This window comes from Phocaeicola faecicola (assembly GCF_013618865.1).
Taxonomy (GTDB): domain Bacteria; phylum Bacteroidota; class Bacteroidia; order Bacteroidales; family Bacteroidaceae; genus Phocaeicola; species Phocaeicola faecicola.
Genome location: NZ_JABSOE010000027.1, coordinates 24,255 through 41,150 on the forward strand (window position 1 = coordinate 24,255; position 16,896 = coordinate 41,150).

At 48.8% G+C, this 16,896-nt stretch carries 16 protein-coding genes; 7 read left to right on the top strand and 9 right to left on the bottom strand.

Going from position 1 to position 16,896, the window contains the following annotated elements:
- Window positions 1-56: 56 nt before the first annotated feature.
- Genes H3001_RS09045 through H3001_RS09055 form a run of 3 tightly spaced genes read right to left on the bottom strand, consistent with a single transcriptional unit; the run spans window position 57 to window position 4,318 of the window.
- A complete protein-coding gene (locus H3001_RS09045) occupies window positions 57-863 on the bottom strand; it encodes a DUF3108 domain-containing protein (protein ID WP_178243319.1) in 807 nt (268 codons plus the stop codon).
- Window positions 860-2,785 carry an Ig-like domain-containing protein gene (locus H3001_RS09050; protein WP_178243318.1) on the bottom strand — a complete coding sequence of 642 codons (1,926 nt, stop codon included), beginning with the start codon at window positions 2,783-2,785 and terminating at the stop codon, window positions 860-862. Before H3001_RS09050 ends, H3001_RS09045 begins: the two co-directional genes overlap by 4 nt.
- Before the next feature lie 27 nt (window positions 2,786-2,812).
- Window positions 2,813-4,318 (bottom strand): GH3 auxin-responsive promoter family protein, encoded by a 1,506-nt coding sequence (locus H3001_RS09055; RefSeq protein WP_178243317.1) that lies wholly within the window; start codon window positions 4,316-4,318, stop codon window positions 2,813-2,815.
- A 149-nt stretch (window positions 4,319-4,467) separates the two neighbouring features.
- Here H3001_RS09055 and H3001_RS09060 point away from each other — a divergent pair, with 149 nt between their 5' ends.
- On the top strand, window positions 4,468-5,475 hold the full coding sequence (locus H3001_RS09060) for an ATP-dependent 6-phosphofructokinase (RefSeq protein WP_178243316.1): 1,008 nt from the start codon (window positions 4,468-4,470) through the stop codon (window positions 5,473-5,475).
- Window positions 5,476-5,557: 82 nt separating this feature from the next.
- On the opposite strand, the gene rnc is transcribed toward H3001_RS09060, so the two are convergent.
- The 4 genes from rnc to pdxB form a co-directional block, all read right to left on the bottom strand.
- Window positions 5,558-6,505: a ribonuclease III gene (gene rnc / locus H3001_RS09065; protein ID WP_394367802.1), complete on the bottom strand. Its 948-nt coding sequence runs from the start codon at window positions 6,503-6,505 to the stop codon at window positions 5,558-5,560.
- Between the two features lie 2 nt (window positions 6,506-6,507).
- On the bottom strand, window positions 6,508-7,773 hold the full coding sequence (gene fabF / locus H3001_RS09070) for a beta-ketoacyl-ACP synthase II (RefSeq protein ID WP_178243314.1): 1,266 nt from the start codon (window positions 7,771-7,773) through the stop codon (window positions 6,508-6,510).
- A 10-nt stretch (window positions 7,774-7,783) separates the two neighbouring features.
- Window positions 7,784-8,020 carry an acyl carrier protein gene (locus H3001_RS09075; RefSeq protein ID WP_178243313.1) on the bottom strand — a complete coding sequence of 79 codons (237 nt, stop codon included), beginning with the start codon at window positions 8,018-8,020 and terminating at the stop codon, window positions 7,784-7,786.
- Window positions 8,021-8,331: 311 nt separating this feature from the next.
- On the bottom strand, window positions 8,332-9,342 hold the full coding sequence (gene pdxB, locus H3001_RS09080) for a 4-phosphoerythronate dehydrogenase PdxB (protein ID WP_178243312.1): 1,011 nt from the start codon (window positions 9,340-9,342) through the stop codon (window positions 8,332-8,334).
- A gap of 132 nt (window positions 9,343-9,474) precedes the next feature.
- Here pdxB and H3001_RS09085 point away from each other — a divergent pair, with 132 nt between their 5' ends.
- From H3001_RS09085 to H3001_RS09095, 3 genes are all read left to right on the top strand, one after another.
- Window positions 9,475-10,080 carry a DUF4254 domain-containing protein gene (locus H3001_RS09085; RefSeq protein WP_178243311.1) on the top strand — a complete coding sequence of 202 codons (606 nt, stop codon included), beginning with the start codon at window positions 9,475-9,477 and terminating at the stop codon, window positions 10,078-10,080.
- A gap of 9 nt (window positions 10,081-10,089) precedes the next feature.
- Complete coding sequence (locus H3001_RS09090) at window positions 10,090-11,124, top strand: glycosyltransferase family 9 protein (protein WP_181214738.1); 1,035 nt, start codon at window positions 10,090-10,092, stop codon at window positions 11,122-11,124.
- 112 nt (window positions 11,125-11,236) lie between these two features.
- Window positions 11,237-12,163 carry a lysophospholipid acyltransferase family protein gene (locus H3001_RS09095; protein ID WP_178243309.1) on the top strand — a complete coding sequence of 309 codons (927 nt, stop codon included), beginning with the start codon at window positions 11,237-11,239 and terminating at the stop codon, window positions 12,161-12,163.
- Here the strand turns inward: H3001_RS09095 and H3001_RS09100 are convergent.
- Both H3001_RS09100 and H3001_RS09105 read right to left on the bottom strand, forming a co-directional pair.
- Entirely contained in the window at window positions 12,150-12,998 is an 849-nt protein-coding gene (locus H3001_RS09100) for a hypothetical protein (protein ID WP_181214739.1), read from the bottom strand. The genes H3001_RS09095 and H3001_RS09100 overlap by 14 nt on opposite strands.
- A 15-nt stretch (window positions 12,999-13,013) precedes the next feature.
- Entirely contained in the window at window positions 13,014-13,970 is a 957-nt protein-coding gene (locus tag H3001_RS09105) for a glycosyl transferase family 90 (RefSeq protein WP_178243307.1), read from the bottom strand.
- Between the two features lie 165 nt (window positions 13,971-14,135).
- Here H3001_RS09105 and H3001_RS09110 point away from each other — a divergent pair, with 165 nt between their 5' ends.
- Genes H3001_RS09110 through H3001_RS09120 form a run of 3 tightly spaced genes read left to right on the top strand, consistent with a single transcriptional unit; the run spans window position 14,136 to window position 16,821 of the window.
- The gene (locus tag H3001_RS09110; RefSeq protein WP_246368537.1) at window positions 14,136-14,918 is read left to right on the top strand and encodes an alpha-1,2-fucosyltransferase; all 783 of its coding nucleotides are present in this window, start codon (window positions 14,136-14,138) and stop codon (window positions 14,916-14,918) included.
- Between the two features lie 15 nt (window positions 14,919-14,933).
- Window positions 14,934-15,740 carry a glycosyltransferase family 2 protein gene (locus H3001_RS09115; RefSeq protein WP_178243305.1) on the top strand — a complete coding sequence of 269 codons (807 nt, stop codon included), beginning with the start codon at window positions 14,934-14,936 and terminating at the stop codon, window positions 15,738-15,740.
- Window positions 15,733-16,821, top strand: coding sequence for a glycoside hydrolase family 99-like domain-containing protein (locus H3001_RS09120; protein ID WP_181214740.1), 1,089 nt, complete (start codon window positions 15,733-15,735; stop codon window positions 16,819-16,821). The genes H3001_RS09115 and H3001_RS09120 overlap by 8 nt, the downstream gene beginning before the upstream one ends.
- Window positions 16,822-16,896: the final 75 nt, after the last annotated feature.

A 16,896-nucleotide genomic window follows, 5' to 3' on the forward strand; every position in this document is an offset into this window, starting at 1 on the left:
GGTTAAGAACCTTTTCCGGAATGGGGTTTTTTAATGCATGTAACTGCAATGTCTCTTTAATCCTTGACAATGGAAGTCAGCGGATGGCGGTTGCCTTTGATGTCTGTAAGGAATGCCTTGGCAGATCCGAAATTCAGATACATGTCCAGGCGCACAGGCAGATGGTTCAAGTCGTCGGTGACATAGAACGTAATGACTTCCTTCTCTTTGTTGTTTACATATTCCACCAGTGAGAATACCAGGCAGCGGTAAGTCACATCGTTCTCGGCGGTGAAATTCTCTTTTCCACGGTAAATCAATGTCTGTTTCTCAATCTCTCTTCCGGTAGCCATGGAGAAGAGAATCTTTGTGCCCGGACGGTAGTCCGTCGGGTCGTACGAGCGGGCCTGCAGCAGGATGCTGAGCATATCGTATACACATACCGATACCTCGTCATGATGCTTGTCGGTATTGCCGTACAGCGTGCGCTGCTGGTCGACAATGCATTTTCCGTCCTTGTAGCTGAACTTCACCTCGTCTACCGTATATCGCTTGCCTTCTTCAGCTCCTTTGCGGAAATACAGCGGTTCGAGCTGCCGGCTGGTGATACAGGTCAGCGTATCACGCATTTTGAAGAAAAAGTCAATCTTCTTGTTCGTGTACGACTGGAGGTCGGTCTTCAGGCACGGCTCTCCTTGATATACTGTATTGTTCACTGTCATCTTTGCCCATCCGGCATTGATCCAGATAAACTTCCAGTTGAACTTAAGCTCATAACTGAGAGTCTCTCCCGGTTGTATGGCGTGGTTCTCTGTGCCACATTGTGCATATGCAGTAATCCCTCCAATCAAGAGGCATAAACTGACGAGTAATTTCCTTATCATGCTCTTCCTAGATTTCTTGCTCGTTCTTTATTTCGGTCTTTGATCTTTTTGGTTTCATCCGGCTTCTGCTTTTTGATTTCATCCAGTTTCTGCTTGTCGAGCGGTACGGCATGAATGTCCCATGTCTCCTCAAACTCAAAATTGGCTTTCATCTCCCAGACTTTCGGATAGTAATACACCTCTTCGGGCTGTATGTGCTCCATATAATTTCCGGTATCCCACTTGCCGTTGTTGTTCGCATCGTGGAACATACGGATATAATACTTGGTTCCGGGCTGCAGGAAGTAGAAATCGCAAGTGTTCTTGTCGGTCACAGGCTGCTGCCTTACCACTCCGTCACTGCTGTTGAGCAGCTGTACGATGGAATGTGGTTTGGCGCCGACAATATTCAGATACAGTGTACCGTAGTCCTCAAGCGTCTTGACCTTCAGGGTATTCTCTACCTTGTCTGTATGCAGTCCATAAATGCCTTTGAATGCCATGGAGTCTATCTTCAGCCGGTATTCCTGTCCCGGTTGCCAGTCGGCCAGAATTTCGTATTTCCGGTACACGGCAGTGTCGGCACGGAAAAGGAAAGGAATCTTTTCCCACAGCGTATCGACTTTCAGTTCCATGTGGATGCTTGCCGTATCCACGCTGGCAACCGGCTCTTCGAAACTCAGGCTGATGTTCTGGTTCAGGTCGAGGGATGAAGGAGCGTCCACTTTCATGGCCAGGAAGGTAGTCTTTACACTCAGGGTATCCCCTTTCCTTTCCCGGCGCTTGCGCTCTTTCTCCTTTTTCTTCTCTTCTTCCGCCTTCATGGCCATTCGGCGCACTTTCGGAATCTTATTTACCATGCGGAGCGTATCCGTTCTGGGAACCAGTTGTCCCAGTGTATCGGTAGCCAGATAACCCAACTGCAGGGTCAGTGTATCTCTTTCACAGAACGTAGTATCCTTTATCCAGTATAAGATACTGTCGTTGCGCGGATTGTTTTCGATGATGAACGCATCCTTCTCGTCGAAGTCCAGTCCTTTCAGGGTAGGAAGCGTATCAGCCGGCGCGCTGAAATAGATGCCGATCTGGTTCAGTTTCGGACGTTCGCTCTTCACCAGATACTGCATGTTATTGGGTTCCTTGAAAGCCCTCAGGATAATGTCATCGGGCAGGAAACGCGTATAATTGATCTGCTTGATGGTATCGATTTTAGTCGTATCCTTTTCATTGAACAAGGTATCCTGTTTTACCGCACCTTCCATTCTAGGGACAATGAGGGTATCCAGATAGGCCACCATCTCGGTCTTCGAATCGTAGATATAATTCTGGTTGCCGTCCATCAGTGCATAAATGCGGTAGCTGCCGGGAGCAATGCCCCTTATCGTAAACTGTCCGCGGCTGTCGGTACGCGAGATACGGTCGAACGGCAGTGTGGTCAGTGCCGTGTCGTTCAGGTTCTTGTGCAGACCCACCTGTATTCCCTTTATCGGTTCCAGGTTCTCGGCGTTCAGTACCGTTCCCGATACCTGCATGGTATCGATTGTGCTTCCGGTAGAAAAGGCATAGGAGAACTGTCCCAGCGGATTGCCCTCGTTATTGTCGACAATGGCATCTCCAAAGTCGATGGTATACGTAGTATTCTCCTGCAGCGAATCGAGGAAATTAACCAGCACACGGCGTCCGCTGGTCTTGATTTCAGGAGTCTCTTTCTGTGGAGGAGAGACGATGACTTTTTCCGAAGCCTTCTCCAGTTTGATAATCTCGTCGAATTCGATGGAGATTTTCTTCCGCTGGTTATTGGTGGCGTTCATCACAGGGATGGACCGTATGAACTTGGGAGGGTCCTCATCGTAAGGTCCCCCGTCGGGCGATCCGGTACTGGCGCACGCATAAAATCCCAGTATGACGAGCAATATGGCCACATATTTGTGTATCGGTTTCATAACAATCGGTTCTTATGGTAATTAACATTAGACATTCAGCTTCAACATCTCTTCGATATGTTCCCGGGTGTTGCTCAGGCGCGGCACTTTATGCTGTCCTCCCAGTTTTCCCTTCTGCTTGAGCCAGTCGTGGAACAATCCCGGACGGGCCGTAATAAGTTCCAGTTCCTGCAGCGTAATGTTCTTATGACGCTTGGCCTCATAGTCCGAATTGATTTCCTGCAGTGTCTGGTCGAGGATATGACGGAACTTCTCTATCGAATCGGGCATTACACTGAATTCTATCAGCCACTGGTGGCGGCATTGTGCGTTGGCATCCATGAATACCGGGGCTGCCGAGTATTCCAGTACCTGCGCTCCCGTCATCTCGCAAGCCTTCGCCAGGCCTTTTTCAGCATTGTCTATCATCAGTTCCTCACCGAATGCGTTGATGAAATGCTTGGTGCGTCCGGTAATGACGAATTTGTAGGGGTGGGTACTGGTAAACTTGACCGTATCTCCCAGAATGTATCTCCACAGACCGCACGAAGTACTGATGACCATGGCATAGTTCTTGCCGGTTTCCACTCCTGCCAGTGGTACGATGGTCGGGTTCGGGTTGTCAATCTCTTCGAGCGGAATGAATTCATAGAACACATCGTAGTCAATCATCAGCAACATTGACGGATCGGTAAGTTCATTCTGGATACCGAAGAATCCTTCACTGGCATTGTAGGTTTCCATGTAATGCATCTTCTGGCTGGGAATAATAGCCTCGTATTGCTTCCGGTAAGGAGTAAAGCTGACTCCTCCGTGGAAAAATACCTCCAGGTTCGGCCATACCTCGTTCAGATGAGCCGCTCCAGTCTTTTCCAGAATGCGCTTGATGACTGCCAGCATCCACGACGGCACCCCCGACAGGTTGGTTACATCCTGCCGTACGGTACTTTCGGCAATCCGTTCCACCTTTTCTTCGAAGTCACTCAGCAGGGCCACATCCTTTCCCGGTACACGGATCAGGTTGACCAGCGGATTGATGTTCTGTATCAATATCGCCGACAGGTCGCCCACCAGACTGTCCTTCAGGTTGTAGTTCGGGCTGTGGCTGCCTCCCAGTATCAGTCCCTTTCCCGAGAAGAAACGGCTTGCCGGATTCTGCTGCAGGTAAAGTGCCACCACATCCGTTCCCCCTCTGTAATGAATCTGCTGGAGACCGTCCGGGCTGACTGGAATGAACTTGCTTTTATCATTGGTCGTACCCGATGACTTCGCATACCATTTCACCCGTCCCGGCCACAGAATGTCCTTTTCTCCGTGCCGCATACGGTCTACATACCCTTTGATATCTTCGTAGGTCTGAATCGGAACCCTTTGGAAATCGGTATAGTTACGTATATGCTTGTAGTCATATAGAGAACCCCATTCGGTTGAGGCTGCCTTATTTATCAGTTTATGGAAAGCCTTTTCCTGCATTTCCTCTGCCATTTTACCATATTGTTCGATACGGCGCTGGCGAGGAGTGAAAAAAGCTCCAATCAATTTAGTCGAATTCATTCTTTTATGTACATTTTGATAATTCTCTTCACTCACAAAGGTAGGTGATTTCTGCTTTATATAATTATTTTTTTTCCCATAAATCACAAATCTACATTTTTTTCTTATAACTTTACCATAAACATCGAATTGTTAATGGATACTACATTATGAAAATAGGAATATTAACTTCAGGAGGAGACTGTCCGGGCATTAACGCCACCATCAGAGGGGTCTGTAAAACAGCCATGAATCATTATGGAATGGAAGTTTACGGTATACACAGTGGTTTCAGGGGGTTACTGGACAATGACATCACTCCACTGACAGAAAATTCTCTTACCGGGCTGCTGAATCTGGGTGGAACCATTCTGGGAACCTCGCGCGAGAAGCCTTTCAAGAAAAGGGTTTCTGCTTCGGAAGACAAGCCGGCCCAGCTGCTGACCAATATCAAAAAAAATGAACTTGACTGTGTGGTGTGTATCGGAGGAAACGGAACGCAGAAGACTGCGGCCAAACTGGCTGCGGAAGGTGTCAACGTGGTAAGTATTCCAAAGACAATTGACAATGATGTGTGGGGTACCGACATCTCCTTCGGGTTTGATTCGGCAGTGAGTATCGCTACCGATGCCATCGACCGTCTGCACTCTACAGCCAGCGCCCATCAGCGTGTGATGGTGATAGAGGTGATGGGCCACAAGGCCGGATGGATTGCACTGTATTCCGGTATGGCCGGGGGAGGCGACATCATACTGTTGCCGGAGATTCCGTTCGACATACATCGTATCGGCGATGCCATCATCAACCGTCTGAAGAAAGGAAAGCCTTACTCCATCGTGGTGGTGGCCGAAGGTATTCCTACCCTTGGAGGAAAGAAAGCCGCACAGTATATTGCTGAGGAGATTGAATACGAAACCGGTTTTGAGACCCGTGAGACCGTACTGGGATACATCCAGCGCGGAGGAAGTCCGACGGCTTTCGACCGCAACCTGGCTACACGCATGGGCGGACATGCCACCGAGCTGATTGCCAACGGACAGTTCGGACGTATGGTATCCGTCAGCGGTTCGGAGATTATTTCCGTTCCACTTACGGAGGTAGCCGGCAAACTGAAGCTGGTGAACGAAAATCATGACCTGGTGGTACAGGGACGCCGTATGGGCATCTGTTTCGGATAATACCGTATCCGGCAATCGTATATAGAAAAAGAAAATGCCGAACTGCCCGTCGGATATTCCGCGGCCGGTTCGGCATTTTCCATTATTTATCTTCTTTTTGTTGTGCCTCTTCCTGAAAGGCTGCATCTTCGGCTTCGGCAATGATCCTTTCGGTGTCCTCATACCGTTCCGGATTTTTTTCTTCCTGTGTCACGGAAATGGCAGGTACTTCAGAAGCCGGACGGGTAGCTACTGCCATGGGATCCTCCTCAGACTTTTCCCTTTCGCTCTTGGCCGCAAAGATAGCGTCAATAAACTGCGGGTCGTTCTTTATCTTGTCCAGTGTCTCATGAGCCGCTTCCTGCTGTGACTCCTTCTTGGAATACCCTTTGCCGGAACCGCCTGCGATATTCTCTACCGTAATCATGGTTTCGAATATGGGGTTCTGTTCATTATCCACCGACTGTCCAACCAGGTTGAATGCAATCTCGAACTTGTTCTTCTGGCTCCACTCAATGAGCTTCGATTTGAAATTCACCTCTTTGCGTGAAATCTTGTCAAGATTCAGGTATTGTTTGATGATACGTTCTTCCATAAACCATTTGCACACCCGGTATCCGCGGTCCAGATAAATGGCGCCGATCAGTGCTTCGAACGCATTACCACACATGTAGCTGTTGTGTGACGACTGGCGGGTAGTATACTTGATCAGTTTGTCAAGCCCGATTTCCACCGCCACCCGGTTCAATGTTTCACGCTGTACGATTTTGGAGCGTGTGTTGGTCAGGAACCCTTCCCGTTTGCCCTCAAACCTTTTATAGACGATATCAGCCACTACTGCATCCAGGATGGCATCCCCCAGAAACTCCAGCCTTTCGTTGTTGAGCAACTTTCCCTTGCCGGATTTTACAGACGATGACTTATGCAGCAATGCCTGCTGGTAGATTTCAATGTTTCTCGGATAGAATCCGAGCATTCTGTAAAAACAAAGATAAGGCTCCTTATCCTTACGGAAGAGGAGTCTTATCCTGTCTGTTATATTGCTAAACACGTTTATTCAGTGTATTTTTTTACGATTACACATGCATTGTGACCACCGAAACCAAATGTGTTGCTCAATGCGGCACGTACCGTACGATGCTGTGCCTTGTTGAACGTGAAGTTCAGTGTATAATCAATGTTTTCATCGTTATCACCTTCTTCGTGATTGATTGTCGGAGGAACAATGTCGTTCTTTACAGACAAAACGCTGGCAATAGCCTCTACAGCACCGGCAGCTCCCAACAGGTGACCGGTCATTGATTTGGTAGAGCTGATATTCAGTTTATAGGCATGTTCTCCGAAAAGAGCCTGGATAGCCTTCACTTCCGAAATATCTCCTACCGGTGTAGATGTTCCGTGTACATTGATATAGTCGATGTCTTCCGGTTGCATGCCTGCATCTTCCAGAGCGTTCATCATAACCAGTTTCGCACCCAGACCTTCCGGATGAGAGGCTGTTATATGATAAGCGTCGGCAGAAGCACCTGTTCCGGCCAGTTCGGCATAGATCTTTGCACCACGTGCTTTAGCGTGTTCAAGTTCTTCAAGAATCAGACATCCCGCACCTTCACCCATTACGAAACCGTCACGGCTTGCGCTGAACGGACGTGAGGCATGAGTCGGGTCGTCGTTACGTGTAGACAATGCATTCATGGAGTTGAAGCCACCTACACCCGCAGGGAAGATAGTTGCTTCGGCACCACCTGCCAGAATCATGTTGGCTTTACCCAAACGAATCAGGTTGAACGCTTCGCCGATGGCATTTGAAGAAGATGCACAGGCAGAAGTTGTGGTGAAGTTAGGTCCATGGAAGCCATAGATCATAGAAATATGACCAGATGCAATGTCCGCAATCATTTTCGGGATGAAGAAAGGATTGAAGCGCGGACCGATTGTGTCTTTGGTCTGTGCGTAGTTCAGTACTTCTTCTTCAAAAGTATGGAGTCCACCGATACCTACTCCGAAAATAACACCAATCTTGTTCAAGTCTTCTTTTTCTACATCAATTTCCGCATCGGATACTGCTTCTTTGGCAGCTGCGATGGCATACTGTGTGTACAGGTCCATCTTGCGTGCTTCTTTGCGGTCGATGAAGTCGTTTGCATTGAAGTTCTTCACTTCGCAGGCAAACTGTGTCTTGAACTTGGATGCATCGAAATGAGTAATAGGTCCTGCCCCGCTTACTCCGTTAACAAGATTGTTCCAGAATTCAGGAACCGTATTGCCTACGGGAGTGAGTGCGCCAAGACCTGTTACTACTACTCTTTTTAATTCCATAGGGGAATAATTATTTTGCGTTAGCTTCGATGTAAGAGATAGCGTCGCCTACAGTCTGGATCTTTTCTGCCTGATCATCTGGAATAGAGATACCGAATTCTTTTTCGAATTCCATGATCAATTCTACAGTATCCAAAGAGTCTGCACCCAGGTCGTTAGTGAAGCTAGCAGTAGCTGTTACTTCTGATTCGTCTACACCCAATTTATCAACGATAATTTTCTGTACTTTTGATGCGATTTCAGACATAATTTTCTTGTTTTTAAGTTTATAAATAGAATAAAATTGTTTATATTTCGCTGCAAAGGAATAAATATTTCTCGTTCTATACAAATATTCCGGCAATTAATTGCACTTGTGTTGCACAATTTTATACATTTTGTGCATGAAAATCCCGTTTTTTCGCAGAATAATTAATGTATTTCTCCTCTCCCGCGAGGAAGAAAGGAACGGATGCCCTTGTCTGTTCCGGCCCGGCAGCGCAGGTTGTCCGACCCTGATACAGGGGTTGTCCAACTTCCGGCGCGGGGTGCTCCGACCTCGCACCGGAGGTTGAAGAATCATTCCTTACGCAATACGTAATCCCCCCTCAGCTGTTCGAATAACTCCGGATGTGCACGGAGCATGTCGCAGTCGTCATGCGGGTTGTACATCTGCAGTTGGCGCACACGCTCGTCGCTGTCGTATTCCCGATGCGGCTGTTCCGGGGCGGCGATGTGGAAATTCATTTCCTTGCCGAAGAACCGGCAGAACGCCTCGAGTACCATACGGGTGGCATTGGCCTTTCCGTCGGCCGAATAGCCTGCGATGTGAGGCGTACCGATAAATACCTTGTCGAGCAGTTCCAGGTTGATGTGGGGCTCGTTCTCCCAGACATCCAGTACGGCTCCTCCGATGAGTCCCTTGTCCAGGGCCTCCAGGATGGCCTCGGTCTCTACTACTTCCCCCCGTGAGGTATTGATGATATAAGGCTTTTTGCGGAGCGAATGGAAAAAGTCCCTGTCGGCCAGATGGAAGGTGCGGTATTCCCCGTTTCTCTCCAGCGGAGTATGAAAGGTGATGATATCGCACTCACGCGCCAGTGTCTCCAGGCTGACAAATCCTTCTTCTCCATGGTCGGCACGCGGCGGGTCGTTCAGCAGAATGCGCATTCCGAGCCTTTCGGCCAGACTGAGGATATGACTTCCCACATGTCCCACACCCACAATTCCCAGGCAGGCATCCTTCAGTTCCACGTGCTTTTCCTGCTGCAGAAGCAACAGCACCGAATGAAGGTACTGCTCCACGGCACCGGCATTGCATCCCGGACAGTTGCTCCAGGTAATTCCTGCTTCCCGGCAATACTCCGTATCGATGTGGTCGAATCCGATGGTGGCCGTACCGATAAACCTTACCTTGCTTCCTTCCAGCAACTGCCGGTTGCACTGGGTACGCGTACGCGTAATCAGGGCATCCGCATCTCTTACCACACTGGCAGTGATCTCTTTTCCCGGCAGATAAACCACTTCGTCGGCCAAAGCCTCCATGGCTTCTCTTATGTAAGGAATCTTATTGTCTATAACTACTTTCATCCAAGTATGTATTTATTTTCTCGTTTTCCGACCGCAAAATTAGGAAACTTCATTTGATTTTGAATACTCTGTTGGAATTTATCAAAGTTTTTGTTAGCTTTGTATAATCGTATAATTAAAAATTGTTTCGACATGACTTTTACTGAGCTTTGTAATCCGATATTTGTGCAGTCTATCGATGACTATCACAAGACAGACGACGTGAATACTCCCATTAACAATCCTTATCCTGTAAAAAGTATTGAATACTACCTTTACCTGAAAAACTGGATTGATACTGTACAGTGGCACTTTGAGGACATTATCCGCGATCCGAACATCAACCCGGACGAAGCTCTGGTACTGAAGCGCCGCATCGACAAGTCGAATCAGGACCGTACCGACCTGGTGGAACTGATTGACAGCTATTTCCTTGACAAGTACAAAGACGTACAGGTAGCCGCCGATGCAAGCATCAATACGGAAAGCCCGGCATGGGCCATCGACCGCCTGTCTATTCTGGCTCTGAAAATCTATCATATGCGCAAGGAAGTGGAGCGTACGGATACCGACGCTCAGCACCGCGATGCCTGCAAGGCGAAACTGGATGTACTGCTGGAGCAGCAGAAAGACCTGTCGGCTGCCATCGACCGTCTGCTGGAAGACATTGAAAGCGGACACAAGTACATGAAGGTTTACAAACAGATGAAGATGTATAACGATCCGAATCTGAATCCGGTGCTTTACGGACAAAAATAAGATTGCTGAATGGCTAAAATACTGGTTGTCCGTTTTTCAGCACTGGGCGATGTGGCCATGACTGTGCCGGTACTCTACTCCTTTGCCCGCCGTTATCCCCAGCACCAGCTGGTGGTGCTGAGCCGCCCTCATATGGCTTGCCTTTTCGAGAATGCTCCTGCCAACCTGACGTTCAGGGAGGCCGACCTGAAAGGGAAATACAAGGGATTCAAGGGACTGCTCCGGCTGTCGGGCGAATTACGGAAAGAATCATTCGATGCTGTGGCAGACCTGCACGATGTGCTGCGCAGTAAAGTAATAGACTGGGGATTCCGCCTCTGCGGGATCCCTGTTGCCGTAATAAATAAGGGCCGGAAAGAGAAGAAGCAGCTGACCGCCGCCAGGCACAAGCGGCTGGTTCCTTTGCGGAAGTCCATCCAGCGCTATGTGGATGTCTTCAACAAGTTGGGCTTCGAGTTCCCGCTCACCTTTCAGTCGCTTTTTGAAGACGTTCCTGCCGATGTCTCCTTTGCCGAAGAGGTTTTTTCGGATAAGACCATCAAATACGTAGGCATTGCCCCCTTTGCGGCACATCCGGGAAAGATTTACCCTCTGGACAAGATGGAAGAAGTGATAGCCAGTCTGGCCAAGGTACCTGATGTCCGCGTCCTTTTGTTCGGAGGCGGAAAGCGGGAAAAAGACTTGCTGGAAACCTGGCAGAGCCGGTATTCCGGAGTTTTCTCTCTGGCAGGAAAGTACCGTCTGGGACAGGAACTGGCCATTATGAGCAAACTGTCGGTCATGGTGGCCATGGATTCGGGCAACATGCACCTGGCCTCACTGGTCCGCGTGCCGGTAGTGTCAATCTGGGGCGCCACTCATCCTTATGCCGGTTTCATGCCCTGGGGAGAAGAGCGTACCACCGTTATCCAGACCGACCTTCCGTGCCGTCCCTGCTCCATCTTTGGCAACAAGCCCTGCTGGAGGAAGGATTATGCCTGCATGTGCTACATCGATCCGCAGAAGATTGTGGAAGAGGTGGTCAGAATCACGCATTTCTCTTGACGGGAAGGGGTAAAATTAGTACGTTTGCATTCATTATGCTGCCGTGGGCAGCCGGGGATTTATTCATGAAGTGAAGTTTATAACAGACAGGATGGTTTTGTAGTTTTATCACATGAAAAATATAGGATATTACATTGGTTTCGCACTCTGGTATCTGGTTTCTCTTCTTCCATTGCGGGTGCTTTACTGGATTTCCGATTTGCTTTATTATCTGTTGTATTACGTGGTCCGCTACCGGAAACGCGTGGTGTACAGCAATCTGGAATCTTCCTTTCCGGAGAAGTCGCCAAAGGAGATTGAGAAGATCGCCAAGGAGTTTTATGCCTTTTTCTGTGACTATATCGTAGAAACCATCAAGCTGTTTTCAATCAGTGAGAAAGAGATGCGCCGACGGATGCGCTTTGAGGGGCTGGACGAACTGAACAAGGATTTTGCCAGCGGGCGTTCGGTCTCTGTCTATCTGGGGCATTACTGCAACTGGGAGTGGATCAGTTCGCTGGGTATTCATTGCAACGTGCAGTGCGGCCAGATTTATCATCCGCTGGAAAACAAGATTTTCGACCGTCTCTTCCTGTATATGAGAGGCCGTTTCAAGGCTCAGTCCATCGAGATGGATGCCACGTTCCTGACCGTACTGGGATGGAAGAAGAAAGGCATAGTCAACATCGTGGGCTACATTTCCGACCAGGTACCCGGATATCACAACATCCATTACTGGACCGACTTCCTGCATCATGACACTCCCGTTTTTACCGGAGCTGAACGCATCTCCAAAATCATGGATACCAGTGTGTATTACATTGACATTGAACGTCCCAAGCGAGGACATTACGTGGCACGGATGGTGAAAATAGCCGATACGCTGAGTGACAAACCGATTTTCTATGCTACGGAACGTTATTTCAGACTGCTGGAAGATACCATCTGCCGTCATCCTCAATACTGGCTCTGGAGCCATAAGCGCTGGAAACGCACGCGCGAGGAATTCAACCGCCTCTTCTCGGAAGAGGAACGCAAGAAGCGTCTCAGCCGTTTGTAGTACTCCGGCTGAACAGACGGTTCAGACGGAACAACCCTGCGGTGAAGTGACACTGCAGGCTCTTTCCCATCCGTTTGATCCAGTCTTTCCATTTCCGCGGTTCCGAGGCATTGGCCTGAGTACCCCTTACTCCCTCGGCCGAAATGCGTGAGGCAAGTACCGCCTGTCCGCCGAAATGCTTCCGCTCCATTTTCTCCGGCAGGAAACAGAACGCCTCCAGTTGTGCGGAAGTACAGATACAGGCCGTCAGCACCGACTGGTCGTGACGGTGTTCCTTGAAGAAAGCACACTCCTTGCTCCGGTTCTCGGGCAATACATCGGTAAACAGTTCCGGCCGTGTCCGGGCCAGTTCATACCACCGCTCCACGACATCATTCTCTCCCTCCTTGCGGATCATGAAAAAGGTTGCCTGTACCTGCCGTGCATATTTCCACCACTGTATGCAAGGGGTGAAGAAATCGAATACCTCTTTTTTGCACCATTTCCGGTTCTTTCCCTCTGCAATGAAGAACAGTGCCTTCTTGTGGGCTATCCGCTGCAGGTAACGCTGCCAGTCGGGATGCGGCAGGAGCGTACATCCGGCATCCGCATACACCAGCACATCCCCCTCCTGCATTTGCTGCCAGGTATTCCATACCGCCCAGGGTTTCCATAGCCAGTATCCTCCACCGCGTGGATAACGCGCTGCATACGTCTTGAAAGGTTCCGGCAGCTGCTCATCCGTATACCCGATGATTTCGTGAAACACTCCGGTCTGCTCCGCCTCCTTGCTGATCCGTGCCACAGATTCCCGGTATTTCTTGTCGCCATATGTGATGAAATATACTTTGCCCATCGAGGTAAATGAAAATTAATTGGTAAAACGGAAATATTTCTGCAAGACCAGCAGCGAGATCAGTCTTTCTCTCTTTTTGTTCTGGAACTGTCTGACATATTCATGTGCATGATTAATAATCTCCTGTGCCTTGTCGGGATGCTGGATGTAATACGTCACCTTCTCGATCAGGTCGGAATAGTCGGGACGGATTTCAATGTAATGATAATCCGGAATCAGCCTTCCCTCCATGAACCAGGTCTCGCAGGTAGGCCGCGGCATCACCGCTATCGAGTTGGACGACATCACCCATTTCAGGTTGCTTGCCACATCATTCCCCTCAAGGGCCATGATGAACTTATAGTCCAGGTGCTTGTACAGCGTCATCTTGTCGGCATGCGGAATGGGAGGATTATAACCCACATCCCCCACGTCACACATCGGATGGTTGACATACCGGTTGATGAAATCAATCCGGTTGGGCTTTCCGTGCGCCTCTCCCCGGAAGATGATCTTATCCTCTTTTTCCGTAAAAGCCTTGCGGTCTTTCAGAAACACGAAATGCCGGATCTTGTCCAGGTTCAGCAACACCGAGTTACGGTTGTCGCCTCCCGTCGGCCGGCTCTTGACCACCGCAGGATACGCCGGAACCGTCGTTACGTCGCCGAAGACATAGCACCATTTCAGGGAAGGGGAGAACCACCGGGTGAATTCGTACGTGTCAAAGAAATACACACTCTTGTTCCCTTTCAGCCGGTGCGCCCCCAACAGCGGTGCGTCGGCCGGAAGAGCCGTCTTCTCCGACAGTTTGTTGTAATAGTCCACCCTGTCGAGGATATAGGCCTTGTCTGCCCTGCCTTCGAGTGCATGCAACGTCTTCTCCAGCTTCTTTCTCAACAGCGAAGAAGGCATCAGGTAGCGGAATATCCCCTTGATATAATACGGAAGCTTAGGGTTTTTCCCGCTGTGTAATAATGTAGCTAGCTTTTCCATGAAGCGTTTTTTTAGATAGCAAAAATATAAATAATTGGATAAACTTGCGGTTATTTTGTATACTTCTTTTAGGGTTTTGTGGTTTTTGTTATATCTTTGCAAGGGAGACAAATGTGGGATAAATTATAAAGTGTAGATATGATTTTTGTGAAAGGATATGGGCAAATGTGTAATAATATTTTGCAGTATGCCCATGCTTATGCTTTTGGGCGCGAATATGGAGTAAAGGTGATTTCGATGCGTTTTGCCTATAAATACCGCTTCTTTGCGATTTGCCGTGAGAAGTTTCACACTCCGCTGGTTTATCTGTTTGCCAAGTTCATGATCAAGGCCCGTCTGATTAAATGTTTCTGGCTGGAAACCCCGGAAACGGTGACTCCGCAGGTGCTGGAAGAACTCAAAACCAAGAAATTCATCGCGCTTGACGGTTGGCATTTCCGCTTTCCCCATTTGTTCATGAAATACCGCTCCGAAATACTGTCCCAGTTTTCTTTCAAGGAAAATGTCATTGCAGCACGGAAGGAATTGCTGTCATCCCTGCCGGAATACGATATCCGCCTGGGGGTACATATCCGCCGGGGGGATTATGCCAACTGGATGGGAGGAAAGTTCTTTTTCGATGATACCGTATATATCAACAAAATCAACCAGTTCCGGGCTTTGTTTCCCGGCAAGCGGGTACAGGTGCTGATCTGTACGAACGACCGGCATCTGGATATTGCAAAATACCGCAACAGTGTGCATGAAGATGTACATTTATCCGACGGCAATATGGCCGAGGATCTGTATACGCTGTCGGAATGTGATTATTTGATTGGTCCTAAAAGCACCTATTCACTTATGGCTGCTTTCTATCATGATCGTCCTTTACATTGGATTATGGATAAAGACCGCCCTCTTACGATGGAGGAGTTCACTTTATTCGAGAATTTATTTATGACAGTATGAAAAAGTAATTACTGTATGAAAGCGACTATTACGTTATTGATTTCTACTTATAACTGGAAAGAGGCGTTGCAGTTATGTTTGCAGAGTATCCTGGTTCAGACACGCCTTCCCGATGAAATCGTGATTGCCGATGACGGTTCACGTGAGGATACGAAGGAGGTCATCGATCAGTTCAGGGAACAGATTTCGGTTCCGGTCATTCATGTGTGGCAGGAGGACCATGGCTTCAGAAAGACCATTATCATGAACAAGGCAGTGGCTCAGGCACACGGAGACTATCTGATACAGATTGACGGTGATGTGATTCTGGAAAGACATTTTATCAAAGACCATGTGGAGATGATGGAAGAGGGATATTATGTCTGTGGAAGCCGGACCAAGATCGGCCCGATTGTAACGAATAAACTCTTGACTGACACAAACCTGAGACTGAAGCTCTCGCAACTGAAGCTCTCGTTTGTACTCAACGGTATCCGCTCGGCGGTGCTTCGCCGTTTTCTCTCGAAGCGTTATGCCCGTAAGATTGACCACATGCGCGGCTGCAACTTTGCCTGCTGGCGCAGTGACTTTATCAAGGTAAACGGATACAATGAGAACTTGCTGGAATGGGGACACGAAGACGGGGAACTGGTGTATCGTCTCCACTTTGCCGGAGTAGAGAAAAAAGCCCTGAAAATGGGAGGTATTGTGTACCATCTGTGGCATAAGGAATCTTCCCGCCATAACGAACAGGCCCACTTCAAGGCCCTGGAAGAAGTCAAGAGCGGTAAGTTGAAATGGTGTAATAATGGAATTGACAAGTATTTGAAGAATAATGGATAAGAAAAACGTACGTGTACTGGCTTTGTATTTGCCGCAGTTTCATCCGATACCGGAGAACGATGTATGGTGGAGAAAGGGATTTACCGAATGGATGAATGTCGGAAAGGCCAGACCGCTGTATCGGGGACATTATCAGCCGCGTGTTCCTGCCGACCTGGGATATTATGACTTGCGTGTGCCGGAAGTAAGGAAGGCACAGGCCGATATGGCCAGGGAGTATGGCGTAGAGGGATTCTGCTATTGGCATTACTGGTTTGGCAACGGCAAGCAGTTGCTGGAGCGCCCGTTTGAGGAGGTGCTGCAGTCGGGGGAGCCTGATTTTCCTTTCTGTCTGGCCTGGGCCAACGAGTCGTGGAGGGGATTCCATCATGGTCTGAAGCGGCGGGAAATTCTGATTGAACAGACTTATCCTTCCGAGGAGGATCATATTGCCCATTTCTATCATGTACTGAGGGCATTCAAGGACGAGCGTTATGTGAAGGTGGACGGAAAACCGCTGTTTATGGTGTATCAGCCCTTCCAGTTGCCGGATGCCGCACATTTTATCCAGTTGTGGCAGAAGCTGGCCCGGGAAAACGGACTGAAAGGTATCCACTTTGTGGGTCAGATTTACGGACCGGAGAAGGCGGATACGGTCAGCGCCCTGGGATTTGACGCGGTGAACATCGTGGGAATGTATAATTATAAGAAACACCGCAATCAGGTGACATATCTGTGCCGGAAACTGCGTAAACTGCTGTTCCGCTCGCCGATGATCGAGCCTTACCGGGAAGTGATGAAGTATTTTATCGGCAAGGAAGAGCGGAAAGAAGACCGGTATCCGACCATTATTCCGAACTGGGACCATACTCCGCGTACCGGAAGACAGGGACTGGTGTTCCACGGGGCTACTCCCGAACGTTTTGAACGTCATTTGCAGGATGTGGCACAGGTAGTGGAAGGCAAGCGTCCGGAGCACAACCTGGTCTTTATCAAGTCGTGGAACGAATGGGCAGAAGGAAATTACATGGAACCCGACCTGAAATACGGAATGGCTTATCTGGAAAAACTCAAGGCTTTTGTAGACCGTCTGAGCAAATAACCGGCCGGCAACGGCCAACGGAAAGAGGGTGGATTGTCTGTTATCTCGTAAGACAATCCACCCTCTTCCGTTTTT

Bases quoted from the DNA above. Each gene is read 5' to 3' on its own strand.
- H3001_RS09045 (WP_178243319.1), bottom strand. From the start codon at position 863: ATGATAAGGAAATTACTCGTCAGTTTATGCCTCTTGATTGGAGGGATT.
- H3001_RS09050 (WP_178243318.1), bottom strand. From the start codon at position 2,785: ATGAAACCGATACACAAATATGTGGCCATATTGCTCGTCATACTGGGA.
- H3001_RS09055 (WP_178243317.1), bottom strand. From the start codon at position 4,318: ATGAATTCGACTAAATTGATTGGAGCTTTTTTCACTCCTCGCCAGCGC.
- H3001_RS09060 (WP_178243316.1), top strand. From the start codon at position 4,468: ATGAAAATAGGAATATTAACTTCAGGAGGAGACTGTCCGGGCATTAAC.
- fabF (WP_178243314.1), bottom strand. From the start codon at position 7,773: ATGGAATTAAAAAGAGTAGTAGTAACAGGTCTTGGCGCACTCACTCCC.
- H3001_RS09075 (WP_178243313.1), bottom strand. From the start codon at position 8,020: ATGTCTGAAATCGCATCAAAAGTACAGAAAATTATCGTTGATAAATTG.
- pdxB (WP_178243312.1), bottom strand. From the start codon at position 9,342: ATGAAAGTAGTTATAGACAATAAGATTCCTTACATAAGAGAAGCCATG.
- H3001_RS09085 (WP_178243311.1), top strand. From the start codon at position 9,475: ATGACTTTTACTGAGCTTTGTAATCCGATATTTGTGCAGTCTATCGAT.
- H3001_RS09090 (WP_181214738.1), top strand. From the start codon at position 10,090: ATGGCTAAAATACTGGTTGTCCGTTTTTCAGCACTGGGCGATGTGGCC.
- H3001_RS09095 (WP_178243309.1), top strand. From the start codon at position 11,237: ATGAAAAATATAGGATATTACATTGGTTTCGCACTCTGGTATCTGGTT.
- H3001_RS09100 (WP_181214739.1), bottom strand. From the start codon at position 12,998: ATGGGCAAAGTATATTTCATCACATATGGCGACAAGAAATACCGGGAA.
- H3001_RS09105 (WP_178243307.1), bottom strand. From the start codon at position 13,970: ATGGAAAAGCTAGCTACATTATTACACAGCGGGAAAAACCCTAAGCTT.
- H3001_RS09110 (WP_246368537.1), top strand. From the start codon at position 14,136: ATGTGTAATAATATTTTGCAGTATGCCCATGCTTATGCTTTTGGGCGC.
- H3001_RS09115 (WP_178243305.1), top strand. From the start codon at position 14,934: ATGAAAGCGACTATTACGTTATTGATTTCTACTTATAACTGGAAAGAG.
- H3001_RS09120 (WP_181214740.1), top strand. From the start codon at position 15,733: ATGGATAAGAAAAACGTACGTGTACTGGCTTTGTATTTGCCGCAGTTT.